The following is a 26,450-nucleotide window of genomic DNA, read 5'->3' as shown; positions in this document are numbered from 1 at the left end:
TGTTTTATTTATTTTCACTAGGTATTTCCTGATTTTTCAGGCTCGCTTTCACTTCCGGCGGCATGTAATTCTCATCATGCTTGGCCAGCACTTCCTCAGCCACAAAAACACCCTGCCCGTTCAACTTGCCGTGCGCAACGATGCCCTGCCCTTCCCGGAACAGGTCGGGCAGAATGCCGGTATATTCGACCGGCACTTCCTTGCTGAAATCGGTCAGCGTGAATCGAACCGTCATGCCGTCGCCGGGCCGCGACACCGAGCCTTTGACCACCATCCCGCCCAGGCGGAACAAGGCGTCTTTGGGCGCCTTGCCGGCTACCACGTCGGTCGTCGAGAAAAAATACATCAGATTGTCGTTGAATGATTTCAGCGCGAAAAATGTCGCCGCGCCGATGCCGACGACCATCAGGCCGATCAGCAGCAATCGCTGTTTTCTGGCGGGGTTCATCCTTCCTTCCGTTTGTGCTTTGACAGTTGCCGGCGCAGCCATTGTTTGCGCTGCATCACCGGGATCAGGATATTGGCGGCGAGCACCGCCAGAGTAATCCCGTAAGCGGCCCAGACATAAAAGGCATAGCCTCCCATCGCGAAAAATTCTTGCAAACTCATGACGCCGTTCCAAAAAATTTGTTCCGTACCCACTGCGCGGACCTTTCGCGCTGCAAGACTTCAACGCGCGCCCGCTGCAGCATCGCGATCAGGTAATACGCCTTGAACGCCAGCGCCATCAACAGCAGCGGGATCAACATGCTGACATGGATCGACGGCTTGTCCAGCTTGGTGACCGTCGGTCCCTGATGCAGCGTATTCCACCATTCGACCGAATAATGGATGATCGGAATATTGACCACGCCGACCAGCGCCAGAATCGCAACGGCCTTGGAAGCGACGCGCTTGTCGTCGATCGCCCCATACAGCCCGATCACGCCGAGATACAGGAACAGCAGGATCAGTTCGGAAGTCAGCCGCGCGTCCCAGACCCACCAGGTCCCCCACATCGGCTTGCCCCACAACGAGCCGGTCACCAGGGCGATAAAGGTAAAACCGGCACCGACCGGCGCGCTGCTGATAGCGACCACCTCGGCCAGCTTGATCCGCCAGACCAGGCCGATCGCGCCGGCCGCGGCCATTACGGTATAAATGAACAAAGACATCCACGCGCTCGGCACATGGATATAGATGATCCGGTAACTGTCGCCCTGCTGGTAATCCGGCGGCGCGAGATACAAACCGCCGTACAGGCCGGATGCGGCCAGCAGAACGAAAAGGGCCGTCAGCCAGGGCATCAGGCGCTCGGTCAGCGCATAGAAATGCGGCGGTGAGGCCATGCGGTGAAAAAATCGGACGAATGAATCGGGAATCAGAAACATACAGGAAAAAGACTCAAGGCAAAGAGATCACAGCCAAAGCACAAACCGGATTCTCGGCTTGCGCTTCGTGATTCGTGCCCGGTTTCATAGTTTACAATACGAAGGCACCCAACTGCGCTCGATCAGGTGAGCGGATATGCCATTATAATCGAAAGACTCGCCGTCTTTAATCATCTGAGAGACATCAAACAACCGGCCTATTTCGGGAATATCTCTAAAAAACATCGTATAGAACGGCCTGACCAAGCGCTTCGATATTTTCACGCCTATCGGACCGATAAAATTCCTGCGCTGCCCGACATGCGCGATTTCGTCTATGGTAATCTCATCCAGCAGATCCTTTAAACGATCGCGGACTTCAGGCTCGTCGGCCAATACGTCGTCGAATAGGCGATTCAAATGGCAATAAAAAGTCACGCCCATCAATTCGGTGACAAACGCGGGCGTGTCCATTAAGAAACCGGGGAGTTTCGGAAACAGCTCGTAAACCCTTTCTTTAAAAGGGCTCAAAGGCACCCATTCCACCCGGTCCAGCCCGCAAGTACGCAGCATTTCGTCAAAAAGACGGACATGGCAAAATTCTTCGGCCAGATGCACGCGGCTGATTTTATCCTCGACCGTATGGGAATTGGCCATATCGGGCACTACATCCCACGCCCCCTTGATGCCGACCCATTCATGCCGGGCGAATTTATAAATACCGGTCAGCATCAAAGTCCTGCGATCCAGCGACCAGGGGTCGTCCCGCATATCGACATAATTGCGGTAAAACGCATCCGGATCGGCCAGCGGCTTGCGCAATTTGACGGGATTGTCCTGAAAATGTTCAAGCCGGGCCCGTTTTCTGGCCAAATCTCTATCCTGCTCGAACAATTCACCGCCGTGATGCTGGCTAAACTGCCAATAATCATCGAAATTTTCTTTTCTTTCCTGCCGAGTTGCGGGTGAAAAAACGGAACGGTACTTCACTGAACCCATATCCTTGTGCTCTAGATTGATGGTAGGAATTTCATTTTACGGGATACTGCTAATTAATACTCATCTTTAATGCCGCCGCGGCCGGCCAGGGCGCCAGCACCAGCGCCAGCAGCAGCATCGAGGTCAATATGCCGATCTGCGCATCGACGGGCAAGCCGCCGGCGGCCATCTGCACCGCATTGCCGGCGAAGATCAACACCGGCACATAGAGCGGCAACACCAGCAGCGACAGAATCATCCCTCCGCGCCGAAGTCCTACCGTCAACGCGACCCCGATCGCACCGATCAGGCTCAGCACCGGCGTGCCGAGCAGCAAAGTCAGCAGCAGCACGCCGAGCGCTTGGGTCGGCAGGCCCAAAAACACCGCCAGCAGCGGCGCGACCAATAATAGCGGCAGCCCCGTCACCAACCAGTGCGCGATCACTTTCGCCAGCACCAGCAACGAGGCCGGGTACGGGCTGAGCAGCATCTGTTCGAGCGAGCCGTCGTCGAAATCGGAGCGGAACAAACTGTCCAGCGACAGCATCGCCGCGAGCAATGCCGCGACCCAGATCACGCCCGGCGCGATCGCCTGCAGCAGGTTCGGCTGCGCGCCGATGCCGAGCGGGAACAGCGTAATCACCAGGATGAAAAACAGCAGCGGATTGATCATCTCCGCGCGCCGTCGGAACGCCAGCACCAGGTCGCGGCGGATGATCGCCAGAAAAGCTCGGGATAGAGTCATCAGGATAAATGAATGCGCTGCACGAGCGCATCGTGCAGGTCGATGTCATGGTGCGAAGTCAAAACGATCATCCCGCCGGCGGCGCAATGCTCGCGCATCAACGATTCGATCAGCGCGATGCCGGCCTTGTCGAGTGAAGTGAACGGTTCGTCCAGAATCCACAACGGATTGTGGGTGATCAACAGGCGCGCCAGCGACAGCCGCCGTTTCTGTCCGGCGGACAGACTTTGCGCCGGCACATCGTCATAGCCCGCCAGACGCACCTTCTCCAGCGCCTCGCCGATCGAAAAATACCCCGGACGTCCCAGCGCCAGCGACACGGCCAGATTTTCGAGCACGGTCAGTTCCTTCTTGATCCCGTCCAGATGGCCGACATAGGCCATGTCCGCATAATAACGACTGTCGTCGATTTCTTCGCCGCACCACAGCACGCGGCCCGCATCGGCCTCGCGAAAACCGCACAAAATCCTGAGCAGCGAGGTCTTGCCGCTGCCGTTCTTGCCTTCGAGCAATAAAACTTGCCCTTCAGTCAAGGTAAAACTGAGCGCTTCGAACAGCACGCGGTCGTCGCGGATACAGCTCAGCCGTTCGCCCGTCAGCGTGACCGGTTTTGCCGTCATCCCTGCATCCGCTGACGCAGCACTTCGTACAACAGCACCCCGGTCGCGACCGACAGATTCAGGCTTTCGACGCTGCCCCGCATCGGCAGCGCGACCAGCAGGTCGCAGGCTTCCTGGGTCAAGCGCCGGAGCCCCTTGCCTTCCGCGCCGACCACCAGCGCCATCGGTACGGTGAAATCGGATCGATAGGCGCTCTGCGCGGTATCGCCGGCCGCGCCGAACACCCAGATGCCCTGTTCCTTCAGCCAGCGCAGCGTGCGGGCCAGATTGGTCACCTGATAGACCGGCACCGTTTCGGCCGCGCCGCTCGCCACCTTGCAGACGGTCGGGGTAATCCCGGCCGCATTGTCCTTGGCGACGATCACGCCGTGCACGCCGGCGGCGTCGGCGGTGCGCAGGCAGGCGCCGAGATTGTGCGGGTCCTGCACCTGGTCGAGAACCAGGAACAGCGCCGGCGCACCGAGATTCTGCACCGCATTCTTCAATTCATGCTCCGGCAGTTCGCCCGGCAATTCGACTTCGACCACGATACCCTGATGCTGCCCGCCTTCGGCGAAGCGGTCGAGCCGCTTGCGGTCGGTTTTCTCGGGCCGGATGCCGAGCGCTTCCAGTTCGCCGAGCGCCCGCGCCAGTCGCTGGTCCTGCCGTTGCCCGTCGATCCAGGCCTGGGTGATTTTGTCCGGCGAATACTGTAAAGCCGACTGCACGGCATGCAGGCCGAAGATTTTGCTTAATTTCATCAAGTCGCGTAGGGTACGCTGTGCGTACCTTTTCAATGATTAAAGGGTCAAAGGCTGGAAAGGTACGCACTCGGCAATTGCTTCCCTGCATTACTCTCGATCGCGTGTTCCCAACGCGATCTACCTCCCGCATCCCTGCAGTCGTCGGCAATTGCTCCTGCATTGCCCTACCTCCTGCATCCCTGCAGTCGAGCATACTCTACCCGAAAATCGTGTAATTATACCAGTATGGCTTCGATTCGGGCGACTGTTCTACGCTTTCGGCCCGATCGACGGTAAAATAAGCCTTTTTGAAAACACGCGGATGCGCATTCATTTACTCCCAACCCAACTCGTCAACCAGATCGCGGCGGGCGAAGTGGTCGAAAGGCCCTCCTCGGTGGTCAAGGAACTGGTCGAAAACAGTTTCGACGCGGGCGCGCGGCAAATCCGAATCGACATCGAACAGGGCGGCGCGCGGCTGATCCGGGTTCGCGACGACGGCGGCGGGATCGACAAAGAGGACCTGCCGCTCGCCCTGTCCCGCCATGCGACCAGCAAAATCGCGACGCTCGCAGACCTCGAACACGTCGCCAGCATGGGCTTTCGCGGCGAAGCGCTGCCGAGCATCAGTTCGGTCGCGCGCCTGACGCTGATTTCCCGCACCGAAGGCAGCGATTGCGCTTGGCGGGTCGCCGCCGACGGCACCGAGCGCGACTTCGATCCGCAGCCCGACCCGCACCCTCGGGGCACCACGGTCGAGGTGCGCGATTTGTTTTACAACACACCGGCGCGCCGCAAATTCCTGAAATCCGAGAAAACCGAATTCGAGCACATCCAGACGCTGGTCGAACGGATGGCGCTGAGCCGTTTCGACATCGGCTTCCGGCTCACGCACAACCAGAAAGAAATCCTGAACCTGAAACCGGCCGAAACGCCGGCCGAACAGGAAAAGCGGATCGCCGGCATCTGCGGTTCGGCCTTCATCGACAATTGCGTAAAGATCGATTTCGCTTCTTCCGGGCTGGAACTGACCGGCTGGGTGGGGCTTCCGACCTTTTCGCGCAGCCAGCCGGACATGCAGTTTTTCTATGTGAACGGCCGCCTGATCAAGGACAAGCTGGTCGCGCACGCGGTCAAACAGGCTTATCAGGATGTGCTCTACCACGGCCGCCAGCCGGTGTTCGTGCTGTACCTGGCGCTCGATCCGGCGCTGGTCGACGTGAACGCGCACCCGGCCAAACTCGAAGTGCGTTTCCGGGAAGGCCGGCTGGTGCACGACTTCCTGTTCAGCGCGCTGCACCGCTCGCTGGCCGAAGTCCGTCCGGGCCAGCAGCAAAACGTGGTTACCCTCTCTGCCGTTGACTCGCCGCCCGCAGCGCCCGCCCAAACCCAACCAATGCCCGAACGCCGGCCGCCGGCATTTCAGCCGCGTCCACCGGAGCAGGCGATGCTGCCGCTGTCGGTGCAGGAAGAAATCCAGGCTTACGGGGCGCTGCACCCTGCCCCGACATTACAATCCCCTCCGGCCACACCATTGCCGCCGAGAACCGGACCGGAAAAAACCGGCATTCCGCCGCTGGGCTACGCGGTCGCGCATCTGCACAACATCTATATCCTGTCCGAAACTCCGAACGGGGTGATCTTGGTCGATGCGCACGCCGCGCACGAACGGGTCAGTTACGAACGGTTGAAAAAGCAATATGAACAAGGGGCGGTCGCGCAACAGCCGCTGCTGTTGCCGATCAAGATCGTGGTTACCTCGCGCGAGGCGGACATCGCCGAACAAGCGCACGAGTATTTCGCCGAATTGGGGCTGGAAGTAAACCGTTCAGGCCCCGAAACGCTGGTGTTGCGCTCGGTACCCGCCCTGTTGGCCGGATGCGATGCCGAAACGCTGCTGCGCGACGTGCTGGCCGATCTCTCCGAGCATGGAACAAGCCAACGGGTACAGCAGCGCACGAACGCGCTCCTGGCGACCATGGCCTGCCACGGTTCGGTCAGGGCGCACCGGCGGCTGACCGTGGGCGAGATGAATGCGTTGCTCAGGGATATGGAAGAAACCGAACGCAGCGGCCAGTGCAATCACGGCCGTCCGACCTGGATCGAATTGTCGACCCAGGAACTGGACAAGTTTTTCATGCGCGGTCAATAGCTAGGTAGGTTGGGTTGGAGCGGTAGCGGAAACCCGGCATTCAAGGTAAAAATGCGCTGGGTTTCCGCTACCGCTCCAACCCAGCCTACAACATCAACTTCTGAGCGCCTTCAGCACCGCCTGCAGCCTGTCGTTCGCATCGCCGAACAGCATCCGCGTATTCTCCATCACGAACAGCGGATTGCCGACGCCGGCATAGCCGGACGCCATGCTGCGCTTCATCGCGATCGTCATCCCTCCCTTCCAGCATTCCAGCACCGGCATCCCGGCGATCGGGCTGTTCGGATCGTCGAGCGCGGACGGATTGACGATGTCGTTCGCGCCGATCACCATCGTGATGTCGACGTTCGGAAAGTCCTCGTTGATTTCGTCCATTTCGTAGACGATGTCGTACGGCACCTTCGCTTCGGCCAGCAGTACGTTCATATGGCCGGGCATCCGCCCCGCAACCGGGTGAATTCCGAAGCGGACCTTCTTGCCTTTTTCGCGCAGCAGCTTGGTGATTTCGTTGACCGTATGCTGGGCCTGCGCGACCGCCATTCCGTAGCCCGGAATGATCATGATGTTTTTCGCGGCCAGGAGTTGCTGCGCGGTTTCTTCGGCGTCGATCGGCTGCACGTCGCCTTCGATGACCGCCGCCGGCCCGCCCGTACCGGTGCCGAAGCCGCCCGCGATCACGCTGACGAAGTTGCGGTTCATCGCCCGGCACATGATATAGCTCAGGATCGCGCCGCTGCTGCCGACCAGCGCCCCGGTCACGATCAACAGATCATTGCTCAGCATGAAACCGGTTGCGGCAGCGGCCCATCCGGAATAGCTGTTCAACATCGACACCACGACCGGCATGTCCGCGCCGCCGATCGCCATCACCATATGCACGCCGAACGCGAGCGAGATCGCGGTCATCACCGCCAGCGGCATCGTACCGCCGCCAGTTTCGGCTTGCTGCAGGAACAGGTAGCCGAAATAGGTCACCACGACCAACAGCCCCAGGTTCAGCCAGTGGCGGGCCGGCAACAGCATCGGCTTGCCGTCGATCCGGCCGCTCAGTTTGCCGAACGCGATCACCGACCCCGAAAAAGTTACCGCGCCGATCAGAATGCCGATATAGATTTCCACTTCATGGATGGTCTTTTCGATGCCGGTCAAGGTGCCGCTTTCGTCCATGAAATTCGCATAACCGACCAGCACCGCGGCCATCCCGACCAAGCTGTGCATGATCGCGACCAGCTCGGGCATTTGCGTCATCTCGACCTCTTTCGCGGCTTTATAGCCGATCGCGCCGCCGAACAGCAGGGCGGCGATCAGGATCGTATAAGCCGTGACCGAACCGCTCAGCACGGTCGCGACGATCGCGATCGCCATCCCGAGCATGCCGTAATAGTTGCCGCGCCGCGCGGTTTCCTGATTACTGAGGCCGCTCAAGCTCAAAATGAACAGTACCGTCGCGGCAATGTAAGACATTGTGACTAAACTTTGGGACATGGTTTTTCCTTTCTTCTTATTTTCTGAACATTTCGAGCATGCGTCGGGTGACCAAAAAGCCGCCCGCGATATTGATCGAGGCGATCAGGATCGCAAGGCCGGCCAGCACGCCGATCGTGATCGCCGGCGCGGAAACCTGCACCAGCGCACCGATCACGATGATGCCGCTGATCGCATTGGTCACGCTCATCAGCGGCGTATGCAGGGCCGGCGTCACGTTCCAGATCACCTGGTAGCCGATGAAGCAGGCCAGCACGAACACGGTGAAATGCGACATGAACGAGACCGGCGCGACGCTGCCGAGTCCGTAAAGCGCCAGCCCGCCCAGCACCAGTGGAATGAACGGCCTGACCGCCGCCGGAATCAGGCGGTGATTGGTCTTGGCTTTTTCCGTAACGCCCGGATTGGCAGGCGCTTCGGTCTGCGGCGCGGGCGCGGCCGACAGTTTCGGTGCCGGCGGCGGCCAAGTAATCTTGCCTTCCTTGATTACGGTCGCGCCGCGGATCACTTCGTCGTCCATGTTCACGTCGATTTCGCCGTTCTTTTCCGGGCTCAGTTCGGTCAGCAAATGCCGGAGATTCGTCGCATACAGCTGGCTGGACTGGTTCGCCAGCCGGCTCGGCAGATTGGTGTAACCGATGATCGTAACACCATGCTTGACCACCACTTCGTCCTTTTCGGTCAGCGCGCAGTTACCGCCCTGCTCGGCGGCCAGGTCGACGATCACGCTGCCCGGCTTCATCGATTCGACCATGCCCCGGGTAATCAACTCCGGCGCGGGTTTGCCCGGAATCAACGCGGTCGTGATGATAATGTCGACTTCCATCGCCTGGCGGGCGAACAAGGCCATTTCGGCCTCGATGAATTCCTTCGACATCGTTTTCGCATAGCCTCCGACGCCGCTGCCTTCTTCCTTGAAATCGAGCATCAGGAACTCGGCATCCATGCTCTCGATCTGCTCTTTCACTTCAGGACGCGTATCGAAGGCGCGGACAATGGCGCCCATGCTCTTCGCCGCACCGATCGCGGCCAGGCCGGCGACACCGGCGCCGATCACCAGCACTTTCGCGGGCGGAATCTTGCCGGCCGCGGTAATCTGGCCGGTGAAGAAGCGGCCGAAATGCTGCGCGGCCTCGATCACGGCCCGATAGCCCGCGATATTCGCCATCGAACTCAACGCATCGAGCTTTTGCGCGCGGGAAATTCGCGGCACACTGTCCATCGCCAGCACGGTCACGCCTCTGGCCGCCAGCTTCTGCATCAGCGCCTCGTTTTGCGCCGGCCAGATAAAGCTGATCAGGCGGCCGCCTTCCGGCAGCAAATCGGTTTCGTCTATCGCCAATTCAGGGTGGCGCTCCGGCGCCCTGACCTTCATCACAATGTCGGACTGCTTCCACAACGATTTCGCGTCGTCGACGATTTCGACCCCGGCTTCCTTGTAAGCCTCGTCCGAAATATTCGCCCCTTGTCCCGCCCCTTTTTCGATACAGACCGAAAAACCCAGCTTCATGATTTGTTCGGCGGTTTCGGGCGTCAGCGCGACGCGCTTCTCGCCTTGATGAATTTCTTTCGGTACACCAATCTTCATAGAGTCTCCTGTATCTGGAACGGGCATAAACAATCGAGTTTCATGGAACGGCTTCAACTCGAAGCCGGGTCAGCATAGAAGATTAGCTTATCCATTTCAATAAAAAACCGAAATTCCTCTCAACGGACCACAACGCCTGCTTGCAGCCTTTCCGCAATCAAGGCGGTCAACCGGTCGGCCAAGCGTTTTTTTCCGGTCATCGCCAGCGCTTCGCGGCCGCCTTTCCAGAAGACCTCCAGCGCGTTCCGGTCGCTGTCGAAGCCGCCTTCTGCCTGCCCGACCCAATTCGCCGCGATCATGTCGAGATTTTTGCGCGCCAGTTTGTCCAGCGCGTAAGCTTCCAGATCGACCGTTTCGGCCGCAAAGCCGACCGTAAAGGGGCGTTTCTCCAGGGCGGCCACTTCGGCCAGGATGTCCCGGGTTTTGCGCAGCACCAGGGTGGCCGTGTCGCCCCGTTTCTTGATCTTTTCGGACTGCGTTTCGGCAGGAGTGTAATCGGCGACCGCCGCAGCGCCGATATAAATATCCGAGGCTTCGGCGCGGGCGATGACCGCCTCGTACATCTCGGCGGCCGTTTCGACGCGCACCAGGTCGACCTGTGCCGGCGGCGGCAACTGCGTCGGCCCGGAAACGAGTATGACGCTTGCGCCCATGTCTCTCGCCGCCTCGGCCAGCGCATAGCCCATCTTGCCCGAACTGCGGTTGGTGAGGTAGCGCACCGGATCCAGGGGTTCGCGCGTCGGTCCGGCGCTGATCAGAACTTTCATGCCTTGCAGGGGCCGTTCGGCCGGCTCGCCCAACAGCGCAGCGCAGATAGCCTGCGGTTCCGACATCCGTCCGAAACCGGTTTCGCCGCAGGCCTGCTCGCCCTGGACGGGACCGATCAGGCGCACGCCGTGCCGCTGCAACGCCGCAACATTCTCCCGAGTCGCAGACTTGCCCCACATCGCCTGATTCATCGCCGGAGCGACATACACGGGGCAAGTCGCGGCCAGATACAGCGTCGTCAGCAGGTCGTCGGCCAGGCCGTGGCTCAGCTTCGCGATCAGGTTGGCCGTCGCCGGCGCGATGACGATGAGGTCAGCCCAGCGCGCCAAGCTGATATGGTCCATCGCATTTTCACTTTCGGCATCCAGCAGCTCGGTATGTACCGGATTGCCGGACAAGGCCTGAAACGTCAGCGGCGTGACGAACCGGGAAGCCGCCCGCGTCATCGCAACCCGCACTTCCGCCCCTTCTTTGCGCAGCAATCGCACCAGTTCCGCCGCTTTGTAGACGGCAATGCCGCCGCTGACGCCCAATAAAATTCGTTTCGCTTCGCTCATACCGCACAGAGTTGAAAAAAGCCGCATTATGGCAAGGATGAATGAATTCTTCTATGCTTAACATCCAAGCTTAATCGCTTTTTACCGAAAAGAGGAATACGCCATGGGAATCAAAGACTGGGCGGCGGAAGACCGGCCGCGGGAAAAATTGCTGCAGCGCGGCGCCGGCGCGCTGACCGATGCCGAACTGCTGGCGATTTTCCTGCGCACCGGCACGCCCGGCAAATCGGCGGTGGATCTGGCTCGCGAACTGCTGGCCGATTTCGGCTCGCTGAAAGCCCTGCTCGATGCGGACCAACAACGCTTTTGCCGGGCGAACGGGCTCGGCGACGCCAAATATGCACAAATGCAGGCGGTCATGGAAATGGCGCGGCGGCATTTCCGGGAAGTGCTGCAGCGCGGCAGCGCCCTGACCAGTCCGGAAGCGACCCGCGCTTATCTGAGCGCGCAACTGCGCGGCTACAGTTACGAAGTCTTCGCCTGCCTGTTTCTGGACAACCAGCACCGGGTAATTCAATTGGAAGAACTGTTCAAGGGCACGATCGACGGCGCGGCGGTGTATCCGCGCGAAGTCGCGAAAAAAGCGCTGTACCATAACGCGGCAGCGGTGATTTTCGCGCACAATCATCCCTCGGGCATCACCGAACCCAGCCACGCCGACCGGCAAATCACCGAAAAATTGAAGCAGTCCCTGTCGCTGTTCGATATCCGGGTGCTGGATCATTTCATCATCGGCGACGGAATGCCTTATTCGTTTGCGGAGCATGGATTGATTTGAGACGGCCCACAAAAGGCACGCGCAGCGTAACTCTACGGTTTTACAGTACTTCTACAGCCCGGTAGGGTACGCTGCGCGTGCCTTTCAAACTTCATCTTAAAGCTTCTGGAAAAGGTACGCACAGCGTACCCTACGGATTTACAGTCGCCGGCGGTGTTTTAGACGATACATCGCCGAGATGTCCTCATCGCCGTGCCCTTCGGCCATCAACCGTTCGTAATCCCTGACCGCCATCTCGCCGACCGGTATCTCGACGCCGGCTTCGGCCGCCATCGTTTGGCAGATTTTCAGATCCTTGTGGTGCAGCGCGAGCCGGAAGCCCGGCTTGAAAACGCCTTGCGTCATCGTCAGGCCGCGCTTTTCGAGAAACCAGTTGCCGGCCGCGCCGCCGGCGATCACTTCGATCACTTTGTCCATCGGCAGCTGCTGCGCTTCGGCGAAGGCCAGCGCTTCGGTGACCGCCTCGTTGATGCCCGCGCACATGATTTGGTTGACCGCCTTGGTGGCTTGTCCCGCGCCGGTCTGCCCCATGTATAAAATCCGTGTCGCCATCGCCGAAAGCACCGGCGCTGCACGCTCGAATACCGCCTCGCCGCCGCCGACCATCATCGCCAGTGTGCCGTTTTTTGCGCCTTCGACGCCGCCCGATACCGGCGCATCGAGAAAGAATGCGCGCTTTCCGGCCAATCGGCGGGCGGCTTCTTGTGCGGTCGCGCGGCTGACGGTGGACATGTCGACCACGATGGTGCCGGGCCTGGCCGTTGCCAGTATCGAGTCCACGACGGCCAGTACGTCCCGGTCGGCCGAGACGCAGATCAGCACGATATCGACCGCTTCGGCCAGGTCTTCGATGCGTTTGAAGGCGGTGACACGAAGATCTTCCGCGAGCGCTTCGGCGGTTGCGGCGGTACGGTTGTAGACGCCTTCCAACACATTCGCTTTTGCGAGATTCCGCGCCATCCCGGCGCCCATGCCGCCGAGCCCGATCATGCCCGCCTTCATGCTTTCTCCAGGTAAGTGTAAGAAGTCAAGCCGGCGCCGAGTTCCTGTTCGTACGCGTGCCGTTCCCGTTCGCTAAGGCCGCTCGCGGCCAGTTTTTCCCGGTAGGCGGCTTTCAGTTCTTCGGCGCGGATGTGTACATAATCGAGCAAGTCGGACACATGTTCGCCCTCCTGAAAGTCGTAGAAATGATAGCCGTGCTCGTCCAGTTCGATATTGATCGCATGGGTGTCGCCGAACAGGTTGTGCATGTCGCCGAGGATTTCCTGGTAGGCGCCGACCATGAAGAAGCCGATCAGGTACGGCTCGCGGCTGTCGATCGGATGCACCGGCAGCGTTTTTTCGATGTTCTGGCCGTCGATGTACTGATCGATCCGTCCGTCCGAATCGCAGGTCAAATCCTGCAGTACCGCGCGCCGGCCGGGGTATTCGTCCAGGCGGTGGATCGGCATGATCGGGAAGATTTGGTCGATGCCCCAGATGTCCGGCATCGACTGGAACAGCGAAAAATTGCAGAACACCTTATCGGCCAGTTTTTCGTTCAGCTCCTGCAGAATTGCCGCCTCGCTTTGGTAAGCCGGATTCAGCCGGCGCTGCAGCTGCCGGCACAGCAGCGCATAGGCGTTTTCGGCCCGTGCCAGCCCTTCGATATCGAGCGTGTCCTGCGCAAATTGGGCGCGCGCTTCCGCGAGCGCAAACTGGGCGTCATGGTACAGTTCGACCGGATTACAGCGCTCCGGCAAAGCGGGCGGCTCGCCGTCCTGGCAGGGCGATTCGATGTCGGTCACATTGGTGATCAAGACCGCATGGTGCGCGGTGATCGCCCGGCCCGATTCGGTAATGATGTCCGGTTCGGGCGCTTCCTTTTCGGCGCAGATTTCGGCAAAGCTGCGCACGATGTTCTGCGCGTATTCGTCGACGCTGTAATTCATCGACGATTCGCGCCGCGAACGGCTGCCGTCGTAATCGACGCCGAGGCCGCCGCCTGCGTCGACGATCCTGATCGGCGCGCCGAGCCGGCGCAGTTCGACGTAGAACTGGCCGGCTTCCTTCAGCGCGACCTTGATGTCGTGAATGTTGGCGATCTGCGAGCCCATGTGGAAATGCATCAGTTTCAGCGCGTCGAGCAGGTGTGTGTCTTTGAGGCGTTTGACCAGTTGCAGCAGTTCGTTGGCGTGTAGGCCGAATTTGGACTTTTCGCCGCCGCTGTTTTGCCATTTCCCGGCGCTGATGCTGGACAGGCGCACGCGCACGCCGATGTTCGGCCGGATGCCCAGTTTGCGGGATTCTTCGATGATCAGCTCCAGTTCGACCGGCTTTTCGATCACCAGATACAGGTCGAGTCCCATTTTCTGGCCGATCAGCGCGAGCCGGATGTAGGCCCGGTCCTTGTAGCCGTTGCAGATGACCACCTGTTGATCGGACAGGGCCATGATCGCCAGCAGTTCCGGCTTGCTGCCGGCTTCAAGCCCGATCGGGTTCGCTTTCAGAATGCCTTCGACGACCTGGCGCTGCTGGTTGACCTTGATCGGATACACCGGCGTGTAGCGGCCCGTATAACCGTATTTCGCGCAGGCGTTCCCGAATGCCCGGTTCAGCCGGTTGACCTTGTCCTTCAATATGTCGGTGAATCGCACCAGCACCGGCAGCGACAGGTTTCTTTCGTGCAGCGACCGGGCAATTTCGTAAAGATCCAGTTCGGCCGTTTGCTCCGAACGGGGCTTGACCGAGACATGGCCGGCCGCATTGATCCCGAAATAACCGTCTCCCCAGCTTTCGATCGCATAGGTTTCCGCGGCGTCTCGGAGGCTCCAATCGGGGTATTCAGTCGCATTCAAAGTTGATCTCCATGGTGTCGTATGTCCGGAATTCTAATATATAATGCGCCCTATTTTACCCGTTTATTCTTACAGGAACGCAAATGATGAATCCTTCCGAATGGTTTACCGAAGAAGCGCCCGGCGTCGCTTCGGCCTTTTCGCTGAAAGTCACGAAAAAGCTGCACGAAGAGCAGTCGCCGTTTCAGCATTTGGAAATTTACGAAACGGAGAGTTTCGGCAATCTGATGGTGATCGACGGCTGCACGATGGTGTCGACGCGCGATAATTTCTTCTATCACGAGATGATCAGCCATCCGGCGCTCTATACCCATCCCGACCCGAAGCGGGTCTGGATCATCGGCGGCGGCGATTGCGGGACATTGAAGGAAGTGCTGAAGCATCCGACGGTCGAAAAGGCGGTGCAGATCGACATCGACGAACGGGTTACGCGGCTGGCCGAAATTTATTTTCCGGAACTGTGCGAATCGAACGGCGATCCGCGCGCGGACCTGAAATTCATCGATGGGATCAAATGGGTCAAGGATGCGGAGCCGAATTCGGTCGATATCATCCTCGTCGACAGCACCGATCCGGCGGGTCCTGCCGAAGGCCTGTTCAGCGAGGCGTTTTACCGCGACTGCTTCAATTGCCTGTCCGAAAACGGCATGGTCGTGCAGCAAAGCGAATCGGCGCTGTTCTACATGAAGCTGATCGGCGAGATGCGCGGCGCGATGCAGGCGGCAGGCTTTCCGCATCTGCAGACGCTGTTCTTCCCGCAGTGCATTTACCCGTCCGGCTGGTGGAGCGCGACGATCGCGGGCAAACAGAGCCTGAAACAGTTCCGTGAACGGGACGCGGCGAATAAACCGTTCGACACGAATTTTTATAACGTCGACATCCACAAGGCGGCGCTGGCGCAGCCGGAATTCTTTAAAAAAGCGTTCGGCGGCTGACGGCCGGACTTAATCGCCTGCAACGGCGTCTATACTTGACACGACAGTCCGGAGCGGCTTGAGCCGCTCCATTCACCCCGGACGCCTTATGCCGTCCGCTTTCGCTACGGCGATATTCCTACGGAGCTTACCGATGTTTTTTGATGCCAAATCGATCGACGAAATCGCCAGCAAGCTGGCCAATACCATCCCGCCGGGCCTGAACCATTTGAAGGAAGACCTCGAAAAAAATTTTCACGCGGTGCTGCAAGGCGCCTTGAGCCGGCTGGATCTGGTCACCCGCGAAGAATTCGAAGTGCAGAAGCTGGTGCTGGCGAAAACCCGCGCGAACCTGGAAGCGCTGGAAAAACGCGTCGCCGCGCTCGAACGGCAGGCGCTGAGCAAGGAAGAGCTGTAGGCGCGGGCTTGGCTTGACGATGGCGCTGGCGATTGTTTACAGCCGGGGGCGCACCGGGATCGATGCGCCGCTGGTGACGGTCGAGGTCGATGTCGCCAACGGGCTGCCTTCGCTGAATATCGTCGGCTTGCCGGAGGCGGCGGTCAAGGAAAGCAAGGACCGGGTGCGCGGCGCGATTCAGAACTCGCGTTTCGAATTCCCGGCACAGCGGATTACGGTCAATCTGGCGCCGGCCGATCTGCCGAAGGAAGGCGGCCGCTTCGACCTTGCGATCGCGCTCGGGATTCTGGCCGGCTCGGGACAAATCCCGTTGTCGCTGCTTTCCGAAGTCGAATGCATCGGCGAGCTTTCGTTGGGCGGCGACCTGCGTTCGGTCGACGGCGTGCTGCCGGTCGCGATCCAGGCGCGCAACAACCGGCGAAAGTTGATTCTGCCCAAGGACAATACTGCCGAAGCGGCATTGATCAAAGGCATCGAAATCATTCCGGCGGTTCATCTGCTGGATGTCTGCGCGTTTCTTTCCGGGCAGAAATCGTTGGCGGCCGAATGCGCATACCACCCGCCGGACCGGCAGGCCGACGAGCTGGATTTTGCCGACGTGCACGGCCAATACCATGTGAAGCGGGCCTTCGAAATCGCCGCGGCCGGGGCGCACAATATTCTGATGCTGGGGCCGCCGGGCACCGGCAAATCGATGCTGGCCTCACGGCTGCCCACCATTTTGCCGCTGTTGACCGAACGGCAGGCCCAGGAAACCGCCGCCATCGCCTCGGTCAGCGACCAGGGGCTCGATGTGGCGAACTGGCTTCGGCCGCCTTTTCGGGCCCCGCATCATAGCGCGTCGGCTGCGGCGTTGGTTGGCGGCGGCAGCAATCCCCGTCCCGGCGAAATCTCGCTCGCGCATAACGGCACGCTATTTTTAGACGAATTGCCGGAGTTCGACCGGAAAGTGCTCGAAGTGCTGCGCGAGCCGCTCGAAACCGGCCACATCACCATTTCGCGCGCGAACCGCCAGGCCGATTTTCCGGCTCGCTTCCAACTGGTCGCGGCGATGAATCCATGCCCCTGCGGCTATCTGGGCGACGCCTCGGGCCGCTGCCATTGCACCTCGGAGCAGGTGATGCGTTACCGGGCACGCATTTCGGGGCCGCTGCTGGATAGGATCGACATGCATCTGGAAGTGCCGCGGGTGCCGCACGAAGTGTTGCGCAAGGGTTCGCCCGAAGGGGAAGAGAGCAGCGCCGCCATCAGGGCGCGAGTCGAGGCGGCCCGCCAACGGGCGGTTGCGCGTACCGGCAAGGCCAATTCGGCGATGACGGCGAAGGAAGTCAAACAGTTCTGCGCCTTGTCCGAGCCCGGCCACCGCTTGCTGGAGCAGGCGATGGACAAATTCGGCCTGTCGAATCGCGCGTATCACCGGATATTGAAGCTGGCGCGCACGATCGCGGATTTGGGGGAGTCCGAAACGATAGAGATAGCGCACTTGAGCGAGGCCATCGGCTACCGCAAGCTGGATCGGCGGTCCTGAGAGCGCCGCCGATCGAGCACAGACAGAGAGATTATTTAATCTTGACCAATTCCTTGCCGTCGCTGGAGAAATGGCAGATGCCCGCCGCAAAATGGCCGCAGTCGGTCGATTGTTCGATTTTCGCACCGTTCGGGCTCAATTTGATTTTGAGTTCGCAATAATCGGCCTGCCCTTCGATATGCTTTCTCATCAGCAATTCGTTCTCGCCGGTGACCTTGGCTTCGCCCGAAACGCCGGCCGAACAGGCATGCGCGTCCTTTTCATCGGCATTCGGTTCGAAATCGACGTCGGTGCTGACTTTGATTTCGTCGTTCAGTTTGGTGATTTTCAAATGGTGGACGTGGTTGCCTTCGCGCAGCAAATAATGATCGGTGGCCGCGAACGCAGAGCCGGAAGCCAGCAAGGCTGCCGCCAGAAACACATTTTTTTTCATCGGGTTATCTCGTATTGAGTGGTTGAAATCGGGGGTTGAAGGCCGGCAGGAATGCGATCTTGCCGGCCTTGCCGCTGTTGTAGCTCATTCGACCGAAGCGTGCAGCCTTACATTTTACCTCATCCCGCGGATTTGCCCAAAGCCGGGGCGGCCGCCGTTTTATCGGAAACCGTTTCACCGGGGTCCGTAGGGGGGGCAGCAGCCATATTCGGTCGGCGTATCGGTGTAAAATTCGACATGGCCCGTTTCGACATCGTACATGCCGCCGACGATGTCGATTTGTCCCGCCTTTTCCATTGCCTCCAGCAGCGGGCTTTGCTTCCGGATTTGCTCGACGGTCAACTGCACGTTGCGTTCGGCAACCCTTTGCACGAGCAGGATCTTATCCGCCGCCGTCTCTTCGCCCAGCTCCTCGCGCGCGGCGTGCACTGCCGGTTTGATCTTTTGCAGCAGGCCGGTCAAATGGTCCAGTTCCACATCGGCGCAGGCGCCCTTGATCGCGCCGCAAAGGCTGTGGCCGAGCACGACGATCAATTTCGAACCGGCCAGCTTGCAGGCGAATTCCATGCTGCCGAGAATGTCGTCATTGACGATGTTGCCGGCGACCCTGGCGCTGAATACGTCGCCCAGCCCCAGGTCGAAGATCAGTTCGACCGAGGTTCTGGAATCGATGCAGCTTAAAATGATCGCGATCGGGAACTGGCCTTTCCGGGTGTCGTTGACCTGTTCGAGCAGGTTGCGGTTCGATTTCAGATTGTTGACGAAGCGCTCGTTGCCTTCTTTCAGGATTGTCAACACCTCGGCCGGGGTCAGCGACTGCTGGGAGTCGTAGGTTTGTGCGCGAACCGTTTCGGGCGGCGGCAACGTGCCGAATCCGCGCAGGTTTTCGATGGTCAGCTTGATGTTCTTGATTTGGGCTTCCGAGCGGAAGTTCTGGATGATTTCGTAAATATCGTAGTCGATGAATTTCGAGCGCGTCGCATCGATCACGATTTCCGAGCCCGGCGGCAATTGTTTCAGAGTCCGCTGCACATTGGCCTTGTTCAAAAACGAAACCTGTTCGGAAAGGCGCAGCACGGTCTTGTTGCCGAGGTGCGTTTCGCGCATATAGAACGAGCCGCGGTAATTTTCGATCAGAATCGCCAACAACGCGATCGTCATGCCGATCGCGATGCCGGTCAGCAGGTCGGTCAATACGAGACCGAGCACCGTCGCGCAGAACGGGATGAAATGGTAGCGGCCGGCCAAGTACATGTTTTCGAATTTTTGAGGCCGCGCCAGCCGGTAGCCGGCCAGCAGCAGGACGCTGGCCAAGCTCGCCAGCGGCACGAGATTGAACACGGCCGGGATGAAAAGCACGGTAAACAGCAATAACAGCCCGTGAATGAAGGACGAGGCCCGGGTTTTTGCTCCGGACTCGATGTTGACCGAACTGCGGATGATCAGTTGCGTCATCGGCAAACCGCCGATAAAACCGGCGCAGATATTGCCGATGCCCTGCACGATCAGTTCGCGGCTGGTCGGGGTAATCCGTTTGTACGGGTCGAGCTTGTCTACGGCTTCCACCGCCAGCAGGGTTTCCAGGCTCGCAACCAGCGCGATCGTCAGCGCAAACCAGTAGATTTTCGGGTCGAGTAATCGGCTGTAGTCGGGAAAATAAATCTGGCGGAGGATGTCCGCCGGATGTTCGAAGATCGGAATCGTCACCAGGTGGGAACCGCTCAGTGCCCAGTCCGGATAAAATTTTCCGAGCAGAAAATTGCTCAGCACGCCGACCAGCAGGGCGACCAGGCCGCCCTGCATCAAGCGCAGCCCCGGATATTTTTTCTTGATCCAGAACTCCCAGGCCAGCAGGCTTGCCAGCGAGAGCGAAGAAATCAGCACCGCACCCGGCGAAATGCTGCCGAACAGGTGGAACAGTTCAGAAAACGAGGAATATTGGTCGTTCTGAAAAAAAGTCTCGTCGCCTTCGTAGTCCCGGTCGTAGCCGACCGCATGCGGAAGCTGTTTCAGGAACAGGATGATGCCGATACCGAACAGCATGCCGTTGACCACCGAGGAGGGAAAATAATAGGCGATCACCCCGGCTCTCAAAATGCCCATTGCGACCTGGATCATGCCGGCCAGCACCACGGTCAAAAGAAAGGCATTGAACCCCAGTTGTTGAATCGCCGCGAGAATGATCACGGTCAGCCCCGCCGCCGTGCCGCTGATTCCCAGGGTCGAACCGCTGATCTGCGAGATGAGCAGGCCGCCGATGATGCCGGTGATCAGGCCGGACAAGGGAGGCGCCCCGGAGGCCATCGCAATGCCCAGTGAAAGCGGAACGGTGACCAGAAAAACGGCAATGCCGGCGGAAATATCGTCTTTTAAATTTTTGGATAACGAGCTGAACATTGTTTTTCGTCCCGATGATCGGTTGAAAGCAGATGGATGTCGAGTAAAAAGGCGTTAAGATAGTTTTGAATCGAAACTATATTGCCCGATATCTTGGTTTTGTCAACACGAGCTTAAGATAAAACGCTCAAGGTCGAGCGTTGCCCGGCATGGGCGCCGGAATTAGAGGTTCGCGGCCCGGAGGTTTGGCGATGGATCCTGTCCGGGCGGCTTGAATGTGTTCCGAAATGGCTAGAGCATTTTCGCTTGGGTATATGGCCTTCGTAAGGAAAGCACGTCATTCCGGCAGAGCCCGCCCCGGCCAGGACTGCCAGACGACTGCCCCCGTAGGGTACGCTGTGCGTACCTTTCGACATTGAGGGTACGCACAGCGTACCCTACGGGGCTTGAATGTGTTCTGAAACGGCTAGCGGTTGCCGGGCATGCCTTTTATCAGCCAGGACAGAAAGGTTTCGCGGTTGCGCGAGCAGATGACGACCTTGCCTTCGCCGGAAAATCTGAGCACTATCCCTTCGCCGCTGGCGACGCTGTTGACCAGTTGACCCAGCAGGCCGCCGCTCCGCTGGGTGGCGACCGAAATCTCGTGACGCAGACGGCTGTCCCAGGCGACTACGTGCGCATTGTCGATCACGACATCCTTGCCGGGCTCGACGTCGAGTATGAAACTGGAACCGAAGCCCGATACGGCCACTTTGCCGCGGCCCGACGCCTCGCAGATGAAAAAACCGCCGGTCTGCCCGAACAGCGCCGATCCGACGCCCTGGGTGCGCACGTTCAGGTTCACGTTGTAATCGGCCGCGACGAAGGCGCCGTCGCTGATCAGGTAATTGGCCTCGCCGACGTCCAGTATCTGAATCGCGCCCGGCAGGGTCGGCGAGAGCAGGCAATCGCCGGCGCCGCGGACCGCTTCGATATGCTGCTGGAAAAACGACTCGTCATTGGCCAGCCGCCGCATGAGCGCGCCTCCGAGCCCGCCGGTCATCTTGCCCTTCAGCTCCAGCGTATCTTCCATCATCACCATCGCGTTCGATTCGCAATAGATCTTTTCGCCGCCGGCCAGGCTGACATGCAGGAAGGGATCGACATCCCCGGTGACGGTGAATTGAGCCATACGGTCCTATCTCATCTCAGATCATTTTTTCGCGATCGCATTCCATGCGGCCAGCCAGGTTTGCGACTGGTAGGCGTCGGCTTTCCGGTCGAGCGCCCCGAGCAATACCATCCGCAAGGTATGATTGACGATCCCGAAAAAATAGGCAAAGCATAATGGCGGCGCCAGATTCCGGATTTCCCCGCTTTTTACGCCGGCCTGGAAAATTTTGAGGATTTTTGCGAACGGTGCGGTGTCGAGCAGCGGTTTCTCGTCCGGCAATATCTCGTTCATGTTCAGCACCAACAGCAACTGCATCACATCCGGCGCATCGTCGGCCAGCCTGAACAACAGATCGACGATGCTGCGCAACTGTTCGGAAGGCTTCGGGTTCTTACGGCGAATATCGTCGATCGACACGTTCAAACTGTCGAAGATGCTCGCATAAAGCGCCGCGGCGATCATCTGCTTGTTTTTGAAATGGTGGTAAATGCCGCTGGTGCCCTTGACGCCGGCCGCCTCGGCGATGTCGGTCAGCGAGGTGTTGAAATAGCCCTTTTCGGCGAACAGTTTCAGCGCTGCGAGCAGAATCTCGTCCTGCGTGTCGGCTTTGGTCTGGGTATCTTCTTTTTCCTGGTCCATTGTTATTCTTTCACAGCCGATTCAATGGGCTGTATCTTAGGTTGATTGGCGTCCCGGAACGAAAAGGCGTTCGGAACTTAAACATTCAGCTTTCCCTGATCGCGGTAATCGCCGCGGCCAGATAGTTGATCATCGACCACAACGTCAATACCGCGGCAATGTACAGCAAGACATAGCCGATCGCATTGACCGGAATGCCGAACAGATCCTCGCGGTAAAGCAGCATCCCGATCGCCACCATCTGCGCCGTCGTTTTCCATTTGCCGAGCAGGGAAACCTTGACTTTCGCGCGCTGGCCGATTTCGGCCATCCATTCCCGGAGCGAGGCGATGGTAATCTCGCGGCCGATGATGATCGCGGCCGGTACCGCCAGATAGGGGTTGGCTTGTTGCTGTACGATCAACACCAGTACGAAGGCCACCATCAATTTGTCGGCGACCGGGTCCAGAAACGCGCCGAACGGCGTCTCCAACTGCATTTTTCTGGCCAGATAGCCGTCCAGCCAGTCGGTAATGCCCGCCGCGATGAAGATGGCGGTGCAGGCGATATTCGTATAAGGCCAGGGCAGATAAAATACGACCATCAACAAGGGAATCAGCGCGATCCGCAGCAAGGTCAGGTTCGTCGGTATGTTGAATTCAATGGTCATCTGGTTGATGAAAGCTGTCGTATATTCGTTGCGCCAATTGACGGCTGATGCCGTCTATGCTGGAAAGCGCGTCCACACCCGCCTGGGTTACGCCTTGCAGCCCCCCGAATTGTTTTAGTAATGATTGCCGCCGTTTGGGTCCCAGTCCCTCGATCGATTCCAATACCGAGCGTTTTTTGACCTTGCCCAGCCTTTGCCGATGCCCAGTGATCGCAAAACGGTGCGCCTCGTCGCGAATATGCTGGATCAGCAGCAGGCCACCTGCGCCCGGATTGACCGCAAGCGGTTGATTCTGGTCGGCAAGGATCAGTTTTTCCATGCCGGGCTTCCGGTCCGGGCCTTTTGAAACGCCGACTATCATAACACTGTTTATGTCCAATTCCGCCAGTGCCTTTTGCGCTTCGCGCACCTGCCCTTTGCCGCCGTCGATGAAGAGAATGTCCGGCGCTTCGTGTTCGCCCTGCTTCAGACGCTTGAAACGCCGCATGACGGCCTGATGGATCGCCGCATAATCGTCGCCCGGCGTGACGCCCTCGATATTGAAACGCCGGTAGGCCGATTTGACCGGGCCGTCCCGGTCGAACACCACGCAGGAGGCGACCGTTTGCTCGCCCTGGTGGTGGCTGATGTCGAAACATTCGAGCCGTTTCGGCAATTCCACGAGGCTAAGTTCGTCCTGAAGGCTCAGGAAACGCGCGTACAGGCCCTGTTTGTCGGCCAGCTTGTTCCGCAGCGAGGTTTCCGCATTCTCCACGGCCATTTGCAGCCATTTCAGCCGTTCGCCGCGGACGTTCGCGCTGATCGCGACCTGATGCTTGGCCTGATTGGCCAACACCTCGGCGATCAGCTCGCTCTCTTCGAGCGCATGGCTGACGATCAATTCGTGCGGCGGCGGCCGCTCCAGATAATATTGCGCAATGAACGCCTGCAGGATCGCGGCCGGATCGTGTTCGTCCGACATCTTCGGAAAGAATGGCTTGTTGCCCAGATGCTGGCCGCCCCGGATGAAAAACACCTGAATGCAGGCCATGTTCGCTTTTGCCGCGCAGGCGATGATGTCGACATCGCCGCGTTCCCCGTGCACGAAATTCCTTTCGAGAATCGCGCGCAATTTGACGATCTGGTCGCGGTATTGCGCCGCCCGTTCGAATTCCAGCGCGGACGCCGCCTGTTCCATTTTCGCGATCAATCGCTCGATCAGCAATTCGCCCTTGCCTTCGAGAAACAGGATCGTGCCTTCGACATCCTGCGCATAGCCGGGTTTGTCGATCAGGCCGACGCAAGGCGCGGTGCAGCGTTCGATCTGATGCTGCAGGCAGGGCCGGGCGCGGTTTTGAAAGACCGAATCCTCGCATTGCCGCACCGGAAAGATTTTCTGCAGCAGTTTCAGGCACTCCCGGACCGCGCCGACGCTCGGATACGGCCCGAAATATTTGCCCGGCCGCTTTTTGGCCCCGCGGTGAAAAGTCAACTGCGGAAAAGCGTGTTCGCTGGAGAGATAAATATAAGGATAGGACTTGTCGTCGCGCAGGCAAATGTTGTAACGCGGCTTGTAGCGTTTGATCAGTTGCGATTCGAGCAGCAAGGCCTCGCCTTCGGTATGGGTGACGGTCACTTCGACCGCGGCGACTTTCGCCACCATCGTCTGCTGCTTGATGGAGGCCGTTTTGTTGTTGAAATAAGTCGAGACGCGGTTTTTGAGATTCTTGGCCTTGCCGATATAGAGGATTTCGCCGTCGGCGTCGAGCATGCAATAAACGCCGGGACGCGTGGTCAGGTTTTTAACGAAGAATTTGGCGTCGAAAGCCGTTTCAGTCGGTTTGAGATTCATAAAGTAAACGAGTGCCGGCCCGTTATTTTAAGAAAGGTGCCGGACAAGGCCGGTTGAAATACTCCGACAGGCTTTCGACTTCGGCATTGCAGATATTGCGGTTCTGTTTGAAAAAACCGTCTCGTACGAATGAAGGCTGCGGCCGCCAAAGTCGAAGCCGGTATTGGGGCGCTCGATCACGCGGACATTGGGTTGCGAAGGAAATTCGACCGAGCGTTCTGCCTTGCCGTAAATTGCCCGTTTAATTTGCACGAGATTACCTTTTTATAGAGATGGTTTTTTGATAAGGAAAGCGTTTTGTCCGCCGGTGGAATGTTCCGGAAATGGCGCGTGCGATTGCCTGAGTATGAGCTCGCCATTATAATCGCGGAGTCTTTCAACTTTACCCCTAATCCAGTTTTATTTTATGCCAACCGCAAACGTAAAAGTATTGTTTATCGGTAAAACATGGGATGTTCCTTACGACGTCAAGGCATGCAAGCAGTTAAATAATCTCTTTTCGATCATCGCGATCTTTCAGCCCCAGGTGATCGTGACCAGCGAGTTTATTCCGGCGTCGCTCAATGTCGCGCCTTTCGAAATTCGCAAAAAGTGGATTCACGTCGATCCTCTCGTTTCGAAGGAAGACCTGATTGCGGCGATCGAAAATTGCTATTCCAGCAACCTTTGGGGGCATGTTCTGCAAGACAGGCACCCTTTGGTCAGCGTGTATACGAGCGTTTACAATACCGGCGATTTTTTGAGGGATACTTACCAGTCGCTTCGCGAGCAAACTTACAACAATTGGGAATGGGTCGTCGTCGATGACGAAAGCACCGACGAGACCTGGGAGCGGCTGCAGGCGATCGCGCGGGAAGACATTCGGGTCAGGCCGGTCCGCATCAAGCATAGCGGCAGCATCGGCACAGTCAAAGACATTGCCACCCGGCTTGCCTACGGTCCGTATCTGGTCGAACTGGACCATGACGACAGGCTGACCGATTTCGCATTGGAAGAGATAAAAAACGCGTTCGAGGCCGACCCCGAAGTCGGCATGGTGTATTCCAATTTCGCCGAATTTTATGCGGACGGCAGTCCGCACCGCTACGAAGACGCCTTTTGGAAGGACCGCTACCGCGAGACGGTCTATCACAACAGAACCTACCTCGAATGCCGGGCGCCGAATGTCTATGACGCTTTCGGCCCCGCCTTTACGGATCAGTTCGCGTGGTATCTGACGGTCGGCCCCAATCACGTGCGGGCCTATCGGGCCAGTGAGTTGCGGCGATTGGGCGGCTACTCGCACAATTTGCCGGTAGCGGACGATTGGGACTTGTTTGCCCGCTTCTATTTGTACTCCAAGATTCGGCACCTCGATAAACTGCTGTATCTGTACCGTTTACTGGACAGAAGCGGAAATACGACTTTTGTCCGCAATAAATCGATTCAGGACCATCTGGAACTGGCCCGGGCGCATTATTCCGCGGCTTTTATCGAGGCGAATGAAAAGCGTCTGCGGCGGGAGCACGCGGAGGAAGTGCTGGAGTAAAATCCCCCTGCCCCTCTTTAATTTAAAGGAGGAGAGGAAAACCGAGTAGGTCGGGCACGCTTTTTGTGCCCGACATTACGGGGATTTCTCGTTCCTACGTTGGAGCGTGAGAAGCAAGATTGCCCCCGAATGTCGGGCAACGATGAAGCTGTTGCCCGACCTACCTGGCTTTTTTAAAGAGGGGAAGGAAAACCGAGTAGGTCGGGCACGCTTTTTGTGCCCAACATTGCGGGGATTTCTCGTTCCTACGTTGGAACATGGGAAGCAAGATTGCCCCCGAATGTCGGGCAACGATGAAGCGGTTGCCCGACCTACCCGGCTTTTTTAAAGAGGGGAAGGAAAACCGAGTAGGTCGGGCACGCTTTTTGTGCCCGACATTGCGGGGACTTCTCGTTCCTACGTTGGAGCGTGGGAAGCAAGATTGCCCCCGAATGCCGGGCA

25 protein-coding genes are annotated in these 26,450 nt (G+C 58.6%); 6 read left to right on the top strand and 19 right to left on the bottom strand.

What is annotated here, in order from left to right; all coding sequences use genetic code 11:
- Positions 1 to 4: 4 nt before the first annotated feature.
- From ccmE to rlmB, 7 genes are all read right to left on the bottom strand, one after another.
- Positions 5 to 448 carry a cytochrome c maturation protein CcmE gene (ccmE, locus tag METAL_RS05005; RefSeq protein WP_005370224.1) on the bottom strand — a complete coding sequence of 148 codons (444 nt, stop codon included), beginning with the start codon at positions 446 to 448 and terminating at the stop codon, positions 5 to 7.
- Positions 445 to 609 (bottom strand): heme exporter protein CcmD, encoded by a 165-nt coding sequence (gene ccmD / locus METAL_RS05000; RefSeq protein WP_005370222.1) that lies wholly within the window; start codon positions 607 to 609, stop codon positions 445 to 447. Before ccmD ends, ccmE begins: the two co-directional genes overlap by 4 nt.
- Complete coding sequence (locus tag METAL_RS04995) at positions 606 to 1,370, bottom strand: heme ABC transporter permease (protein WP_005370220.1); 765 nt, start codon at positions 1,368 to 1,370, stop codon at positions 606 to 608. Before METAL_RS04995 ends, ccmD begins: the two co-directional genes overlap by 4 nt.
- A gap of 84 nt (positions 1,371 to 1,454) precedes the next feature.
- On the bottom strand, positions 1,455 to 2,348 hold the full coding sequence (locus tag METAL_RS04990; protein ID WP_005370219.1) for a hypothetical protein: 894 nt from the start codon (positions 2,346 to 2,348) through the stop codon (positions 1,455 to 1,457).
- A gap of 49 nt (positions 2,349 to 2,397) precedes the next feature.
- On the bottom strand, positions 2,398 to 3,072 hold the full coding sequence (gene ccmB, locus METAL_RS04985; protein ID WP_005370218.1) for a heme exporter protein CcmB: 675 nt from the start codon (positions 3,070 to 3,072) through the stop codon (positions 2,398 to 2,400).
- A complete protein-coding gene (gene ccmA, locus METAL_RS04980) occupies positions 3,072 to 3,692 on the bottom strand; it encodes a cytochrome c biogenesis heme-transporting ATPase CcmA (protein WP_005370217.1) in 621 nt (206 codons plus the stop codon). The genes ccmB and ccmA overlap by 1 nt, the downstream gene beginning before the upstream one ends.
- Positions 3,689 to 4,432 carry a 23S rRNA (guanosine(2251)-2'-O)-methyltransferase RlmB gene (gene rlmB, locus METAL_RS04975; protein WP_005370216.1) on the bottom strand — a complete coding sequence of 248 codons (744 nt, stop codon included), beginning with the start codon at positions 4,430 to 4,432 and terminating at the stop codon, positions 3,689 to 3,691. Before rlmB ends, ccmA begins: the two co-directional genes overlap by 4 nt.
- Before the next feature lie 304 nt (positions 4,433 to 4,736).
- Here rlmB and mutL point away from each other — a divergent pair, with 304 nt between their 5' ends.
- Entirely contained in the window at positions 4,737 to 6,566 is a 1,830-nt protein-coding gene (gene mutL / locus METAL_RS04970) for a DNA mismatch repair endonuclease MutL (RefSeq protein ID WP_005370214.1), read from the top strand.
- 93 nt (positions 6,567 to 6,659) lie between these two features.
- On the opposite strand, the gene pntB is transcribed toward mutL, so the two are convergent.
- The 3 genes from pntB to coaBC form a co-directional block, all read right to left on the bottom strand.
- Positions 6,660 to 8,051, bottom strand: a complete 1,392-nt coding sequence (pntB, locus tag METAL_RS04965; RefSeq protein WP_005370212.1) for a Re/Si-specific NAD(P)(+) transhydrogenase subunit beta — start codon at positions 8,049 to 8,051, stop codon at positions 6,660 to 6,662.
- 16 nt (positions 8,052 to 8,067) lie between these two features.
- Positions 8,068 to 9,639, bottom strand: a complete 1,572-nt coding sequence (locus METAL_RS04960; protein WP_005370210.1) for a Re/Si-specific NAD(P)(+) transhydrogenase subunit alpha — start codon at positions 9,637 to 9,639, stop codon at positions 8,068 to 8,070.
- 119 nt (positions 9,640 to 9,758) lie between these two features.
- Complete coding sequence (gene coaBC, locus METAL_RS04955) at positions 9,759 to 10,964, bottom strand: bifunctional phosphopantothenoylcysteine decarboxylase/phosphopantothenate--cysteine ligase CoaBC (RefSeq protein WP_031431066.1); 1,206 nt, start codon at positions 10,962 to 10,964, stop codon at positions 9,759 to 9,761.
- A gap of 103 nt (positions 10,965 to 11,067) precedes the next feature.
- Between coaBC and radC the strand changes: the two genes are divergently transcribed.
- The gene (gene radC, locus METAL_RS04950; RefSeq protein ID WP_005370206.1) at positions 11,068 to 11,742 is read left to right on the top strand and encodes a RadC family protein; all 675 of its coding nucleotides are present in this window, start codon (positions 11,068 to 11,070) and stop codon (positions 11,740 to 11,742) included.
- Positions 11,743 to 11,880: 138 nt separating this feature from the next.
- On the opposite strand, the gene METAL_RS04945 is transcribed toward radC, so the two are convergent.
- Positions 11,881 to 12,744, bottom strand: coding sequence for an NAD(P)-dependent oxidoreductase (locus METAL_RS04945; protein WP_005370204.1), 864 nt, complete (start codon positions 12,742 to 12,744; stop codon positions 11,881 to 11,883).
- The gene (gene speA / locus METAL_RS04940) at positions 12,741 to 14,579 is read right to left on the bottom strand and encodes a biosynthetic arginine decarboxylase (protein WP_005370202.1); all 1,839 of its coding nucleotides are present in this window, start codon (positions 14,577 to 14,579) and stop codon (positions 12,741 to 12,743) included. The genes METAL_RS04945 and speA overlap by 4 nt, the downstream gene beginning before the upstream one ends.
- 83 nt (positions 14,580 to 14,662) lie before the next feature.
- On the opposite strand from speA, the gene speE reads away from it, so the two are divergent.
- The 3 genes from speE (at position 14,663) to METAL_RS04925 (ending at position 17,439) form a co-directional block, all read left to right on the top strand.
- Positions 14,663 to 15,514, top strand: a complete 852-nt coding sequence (gene speE, locus METAL_RS04935) for a polyamine aminopropyltransferase (protein ID WP_005370200.1) — start codon at positions 14,663 to 14,665, stop codon at positions 15,512 to 15,514.
- A gap of 133 nt (positions 15,515 to 15,647) precedes the next feature.
- Entirely contained in the window at positions 15,648 to 15,911 is a 264-nt protein-coding gene (locus METAL_RS04930; protein ID WP_005370198.1) for an accessory factor UbiK family protein, read from the top strand.
- Positions 15,912 to 15,930: 19 nt separating this feature from the next.
- A complete protein-coding gene (locus METAL_RS04925; protein ID WP_005370196.1) occupies positions 15,931 to 17,439 on the top strand; it encodes a YifB family Mg chelatase-like AAA ATPase in 1,509 nt (502 codons plus the stop codon).
- 31 nt (positions 17,440 to 17,470) lie between these two features.
- Here the strand turns inward: METAL_RS04925 and METAL_RS04920 are convergent, their stop codons facing one another.
- The 7 genes from METAL_RS04920 to METAL_RS20490 all read right to left on the bottom strand — a co-directional run bounded on the left by METAL_RS04920 (position 17,471) and on the right by METAL_RS20490 (position 24,733).
- Entirely contained in the window at positions 17,471 to 17,872 is a 402-nt protein-coding gene (locus METAL_RS04920; protein WP_005370194.1) for a hypothetical protein, read from the bottom strand.
- 174 nt (positions 17,873 to 18,046) lie between these two features.
- A complete protein-coding gene (locus tag METAL_RS04915; RefSeq protein WP_005370192.1) occupies positions 18,047 to 20,269 on the bottom strand; it encodes a bifunctional SulP family inorganic anion transporter/carbonic anhydrase in 2,223 nt (740 codons plus the stop codon).
- A gap of 406 nt (positions 20,270 to 20,675) precedes the next feature.
- A complete protein-coding gene (locus METAL_RS04910) occupies positions 20,676 to 21,380 on the bottom strand; it encodes a TIGR00266 family protein (protein ID WP_005370190.1) in 705 nt (234 codons plus the stop codon).
- 21 nt (positions 21,381 to 21,401) lie between these two features.
- The gene (locus tag METAL_RS04905) at positions 21,402 to 22,001 is read right to left on the bottom strand and encodes a TetR/AcrR family transcriptional regulator (RefSeq protein ID WP_005370188.1); all 600 of its coding nucleotides are present in this window, start codon (positions 21,999 to 22,001) and stop codon (positions 21,402 to 21,404) included.
- An 85-nt stretch (positions 22,002 to 22,086) separates the two neighbouring features.
- The gene (pgsA, locus tag METAL_RS04900) at positions 22,087 to 22,650 is read right to left on the bottom strand and encodes a CDP-diacylglycerol--glycerol-3-phosphate 3-phosphatidyltransferase (RefSeq protein WP_005370186.1); all 564 of its coding nucleotides are present in this window, start codon (positions 22,648 to 22,650) and stop codon (positions 22,087 to 22,089) included.
- Positions 22,640 to 24,481, bottom strand: coding sequence for an excinuclease ABC subunit UvrC (uvrC, locus tag METAL_RS04895; RefSeq protein WP_005370184.1), 1,842 nt, complete (start codon positions 24,479 to 24,481; stop codon positions 22,640 to 22,642). Before uvrC ends, pgsA begins: the two co-directional genes overlap by 11 nt.
- 27 nt (positions 24,482 to 24,508) lie before the next feature.
- Entirely contained in the window at positions 24,509 to 24,733 is a 225-nt protein-coding gene (locus METAL_RS20490; RefSeq protein ID WP_157203428.1) for a hypothetical protein, read from the bottom strand.
- Between the two features lie 154 nt (positions 24,734 to 24,887).
- Here METAL_RS20490 and METAL_RS04890 point away from each other — a divergent pair, with 154 nt between their 5' ends.
- A complete protein-coding gene (locus METAL_RS04890; protein WP_005370182.1) occupies positions 24,888 to 26,009 on the top strand; it encodes a glycosyltransferase in 1,122 nt (373 codons plus the stop codon).
- Positions 26,010 to 26,450: the final 441 nt, after the last annotated feature.

Origin of the sequence: Methylomicrobium album BG8, from assembly GCF_000214275.2 — a bacterium.
In the GTDB taxonomy this organism is placed as follows: Bacteria; Pseudomonadota; Gammaproteobacteria; order Methylococcales; family Methylomonadaceae; genus Methylomicrobium; species Methylomicrobium agile.
The sequence above is the reverse complement of the archived record's forward strand: the minus strand, read 5'-3'. Positions and strand labels throughout refer to the sequence as shown.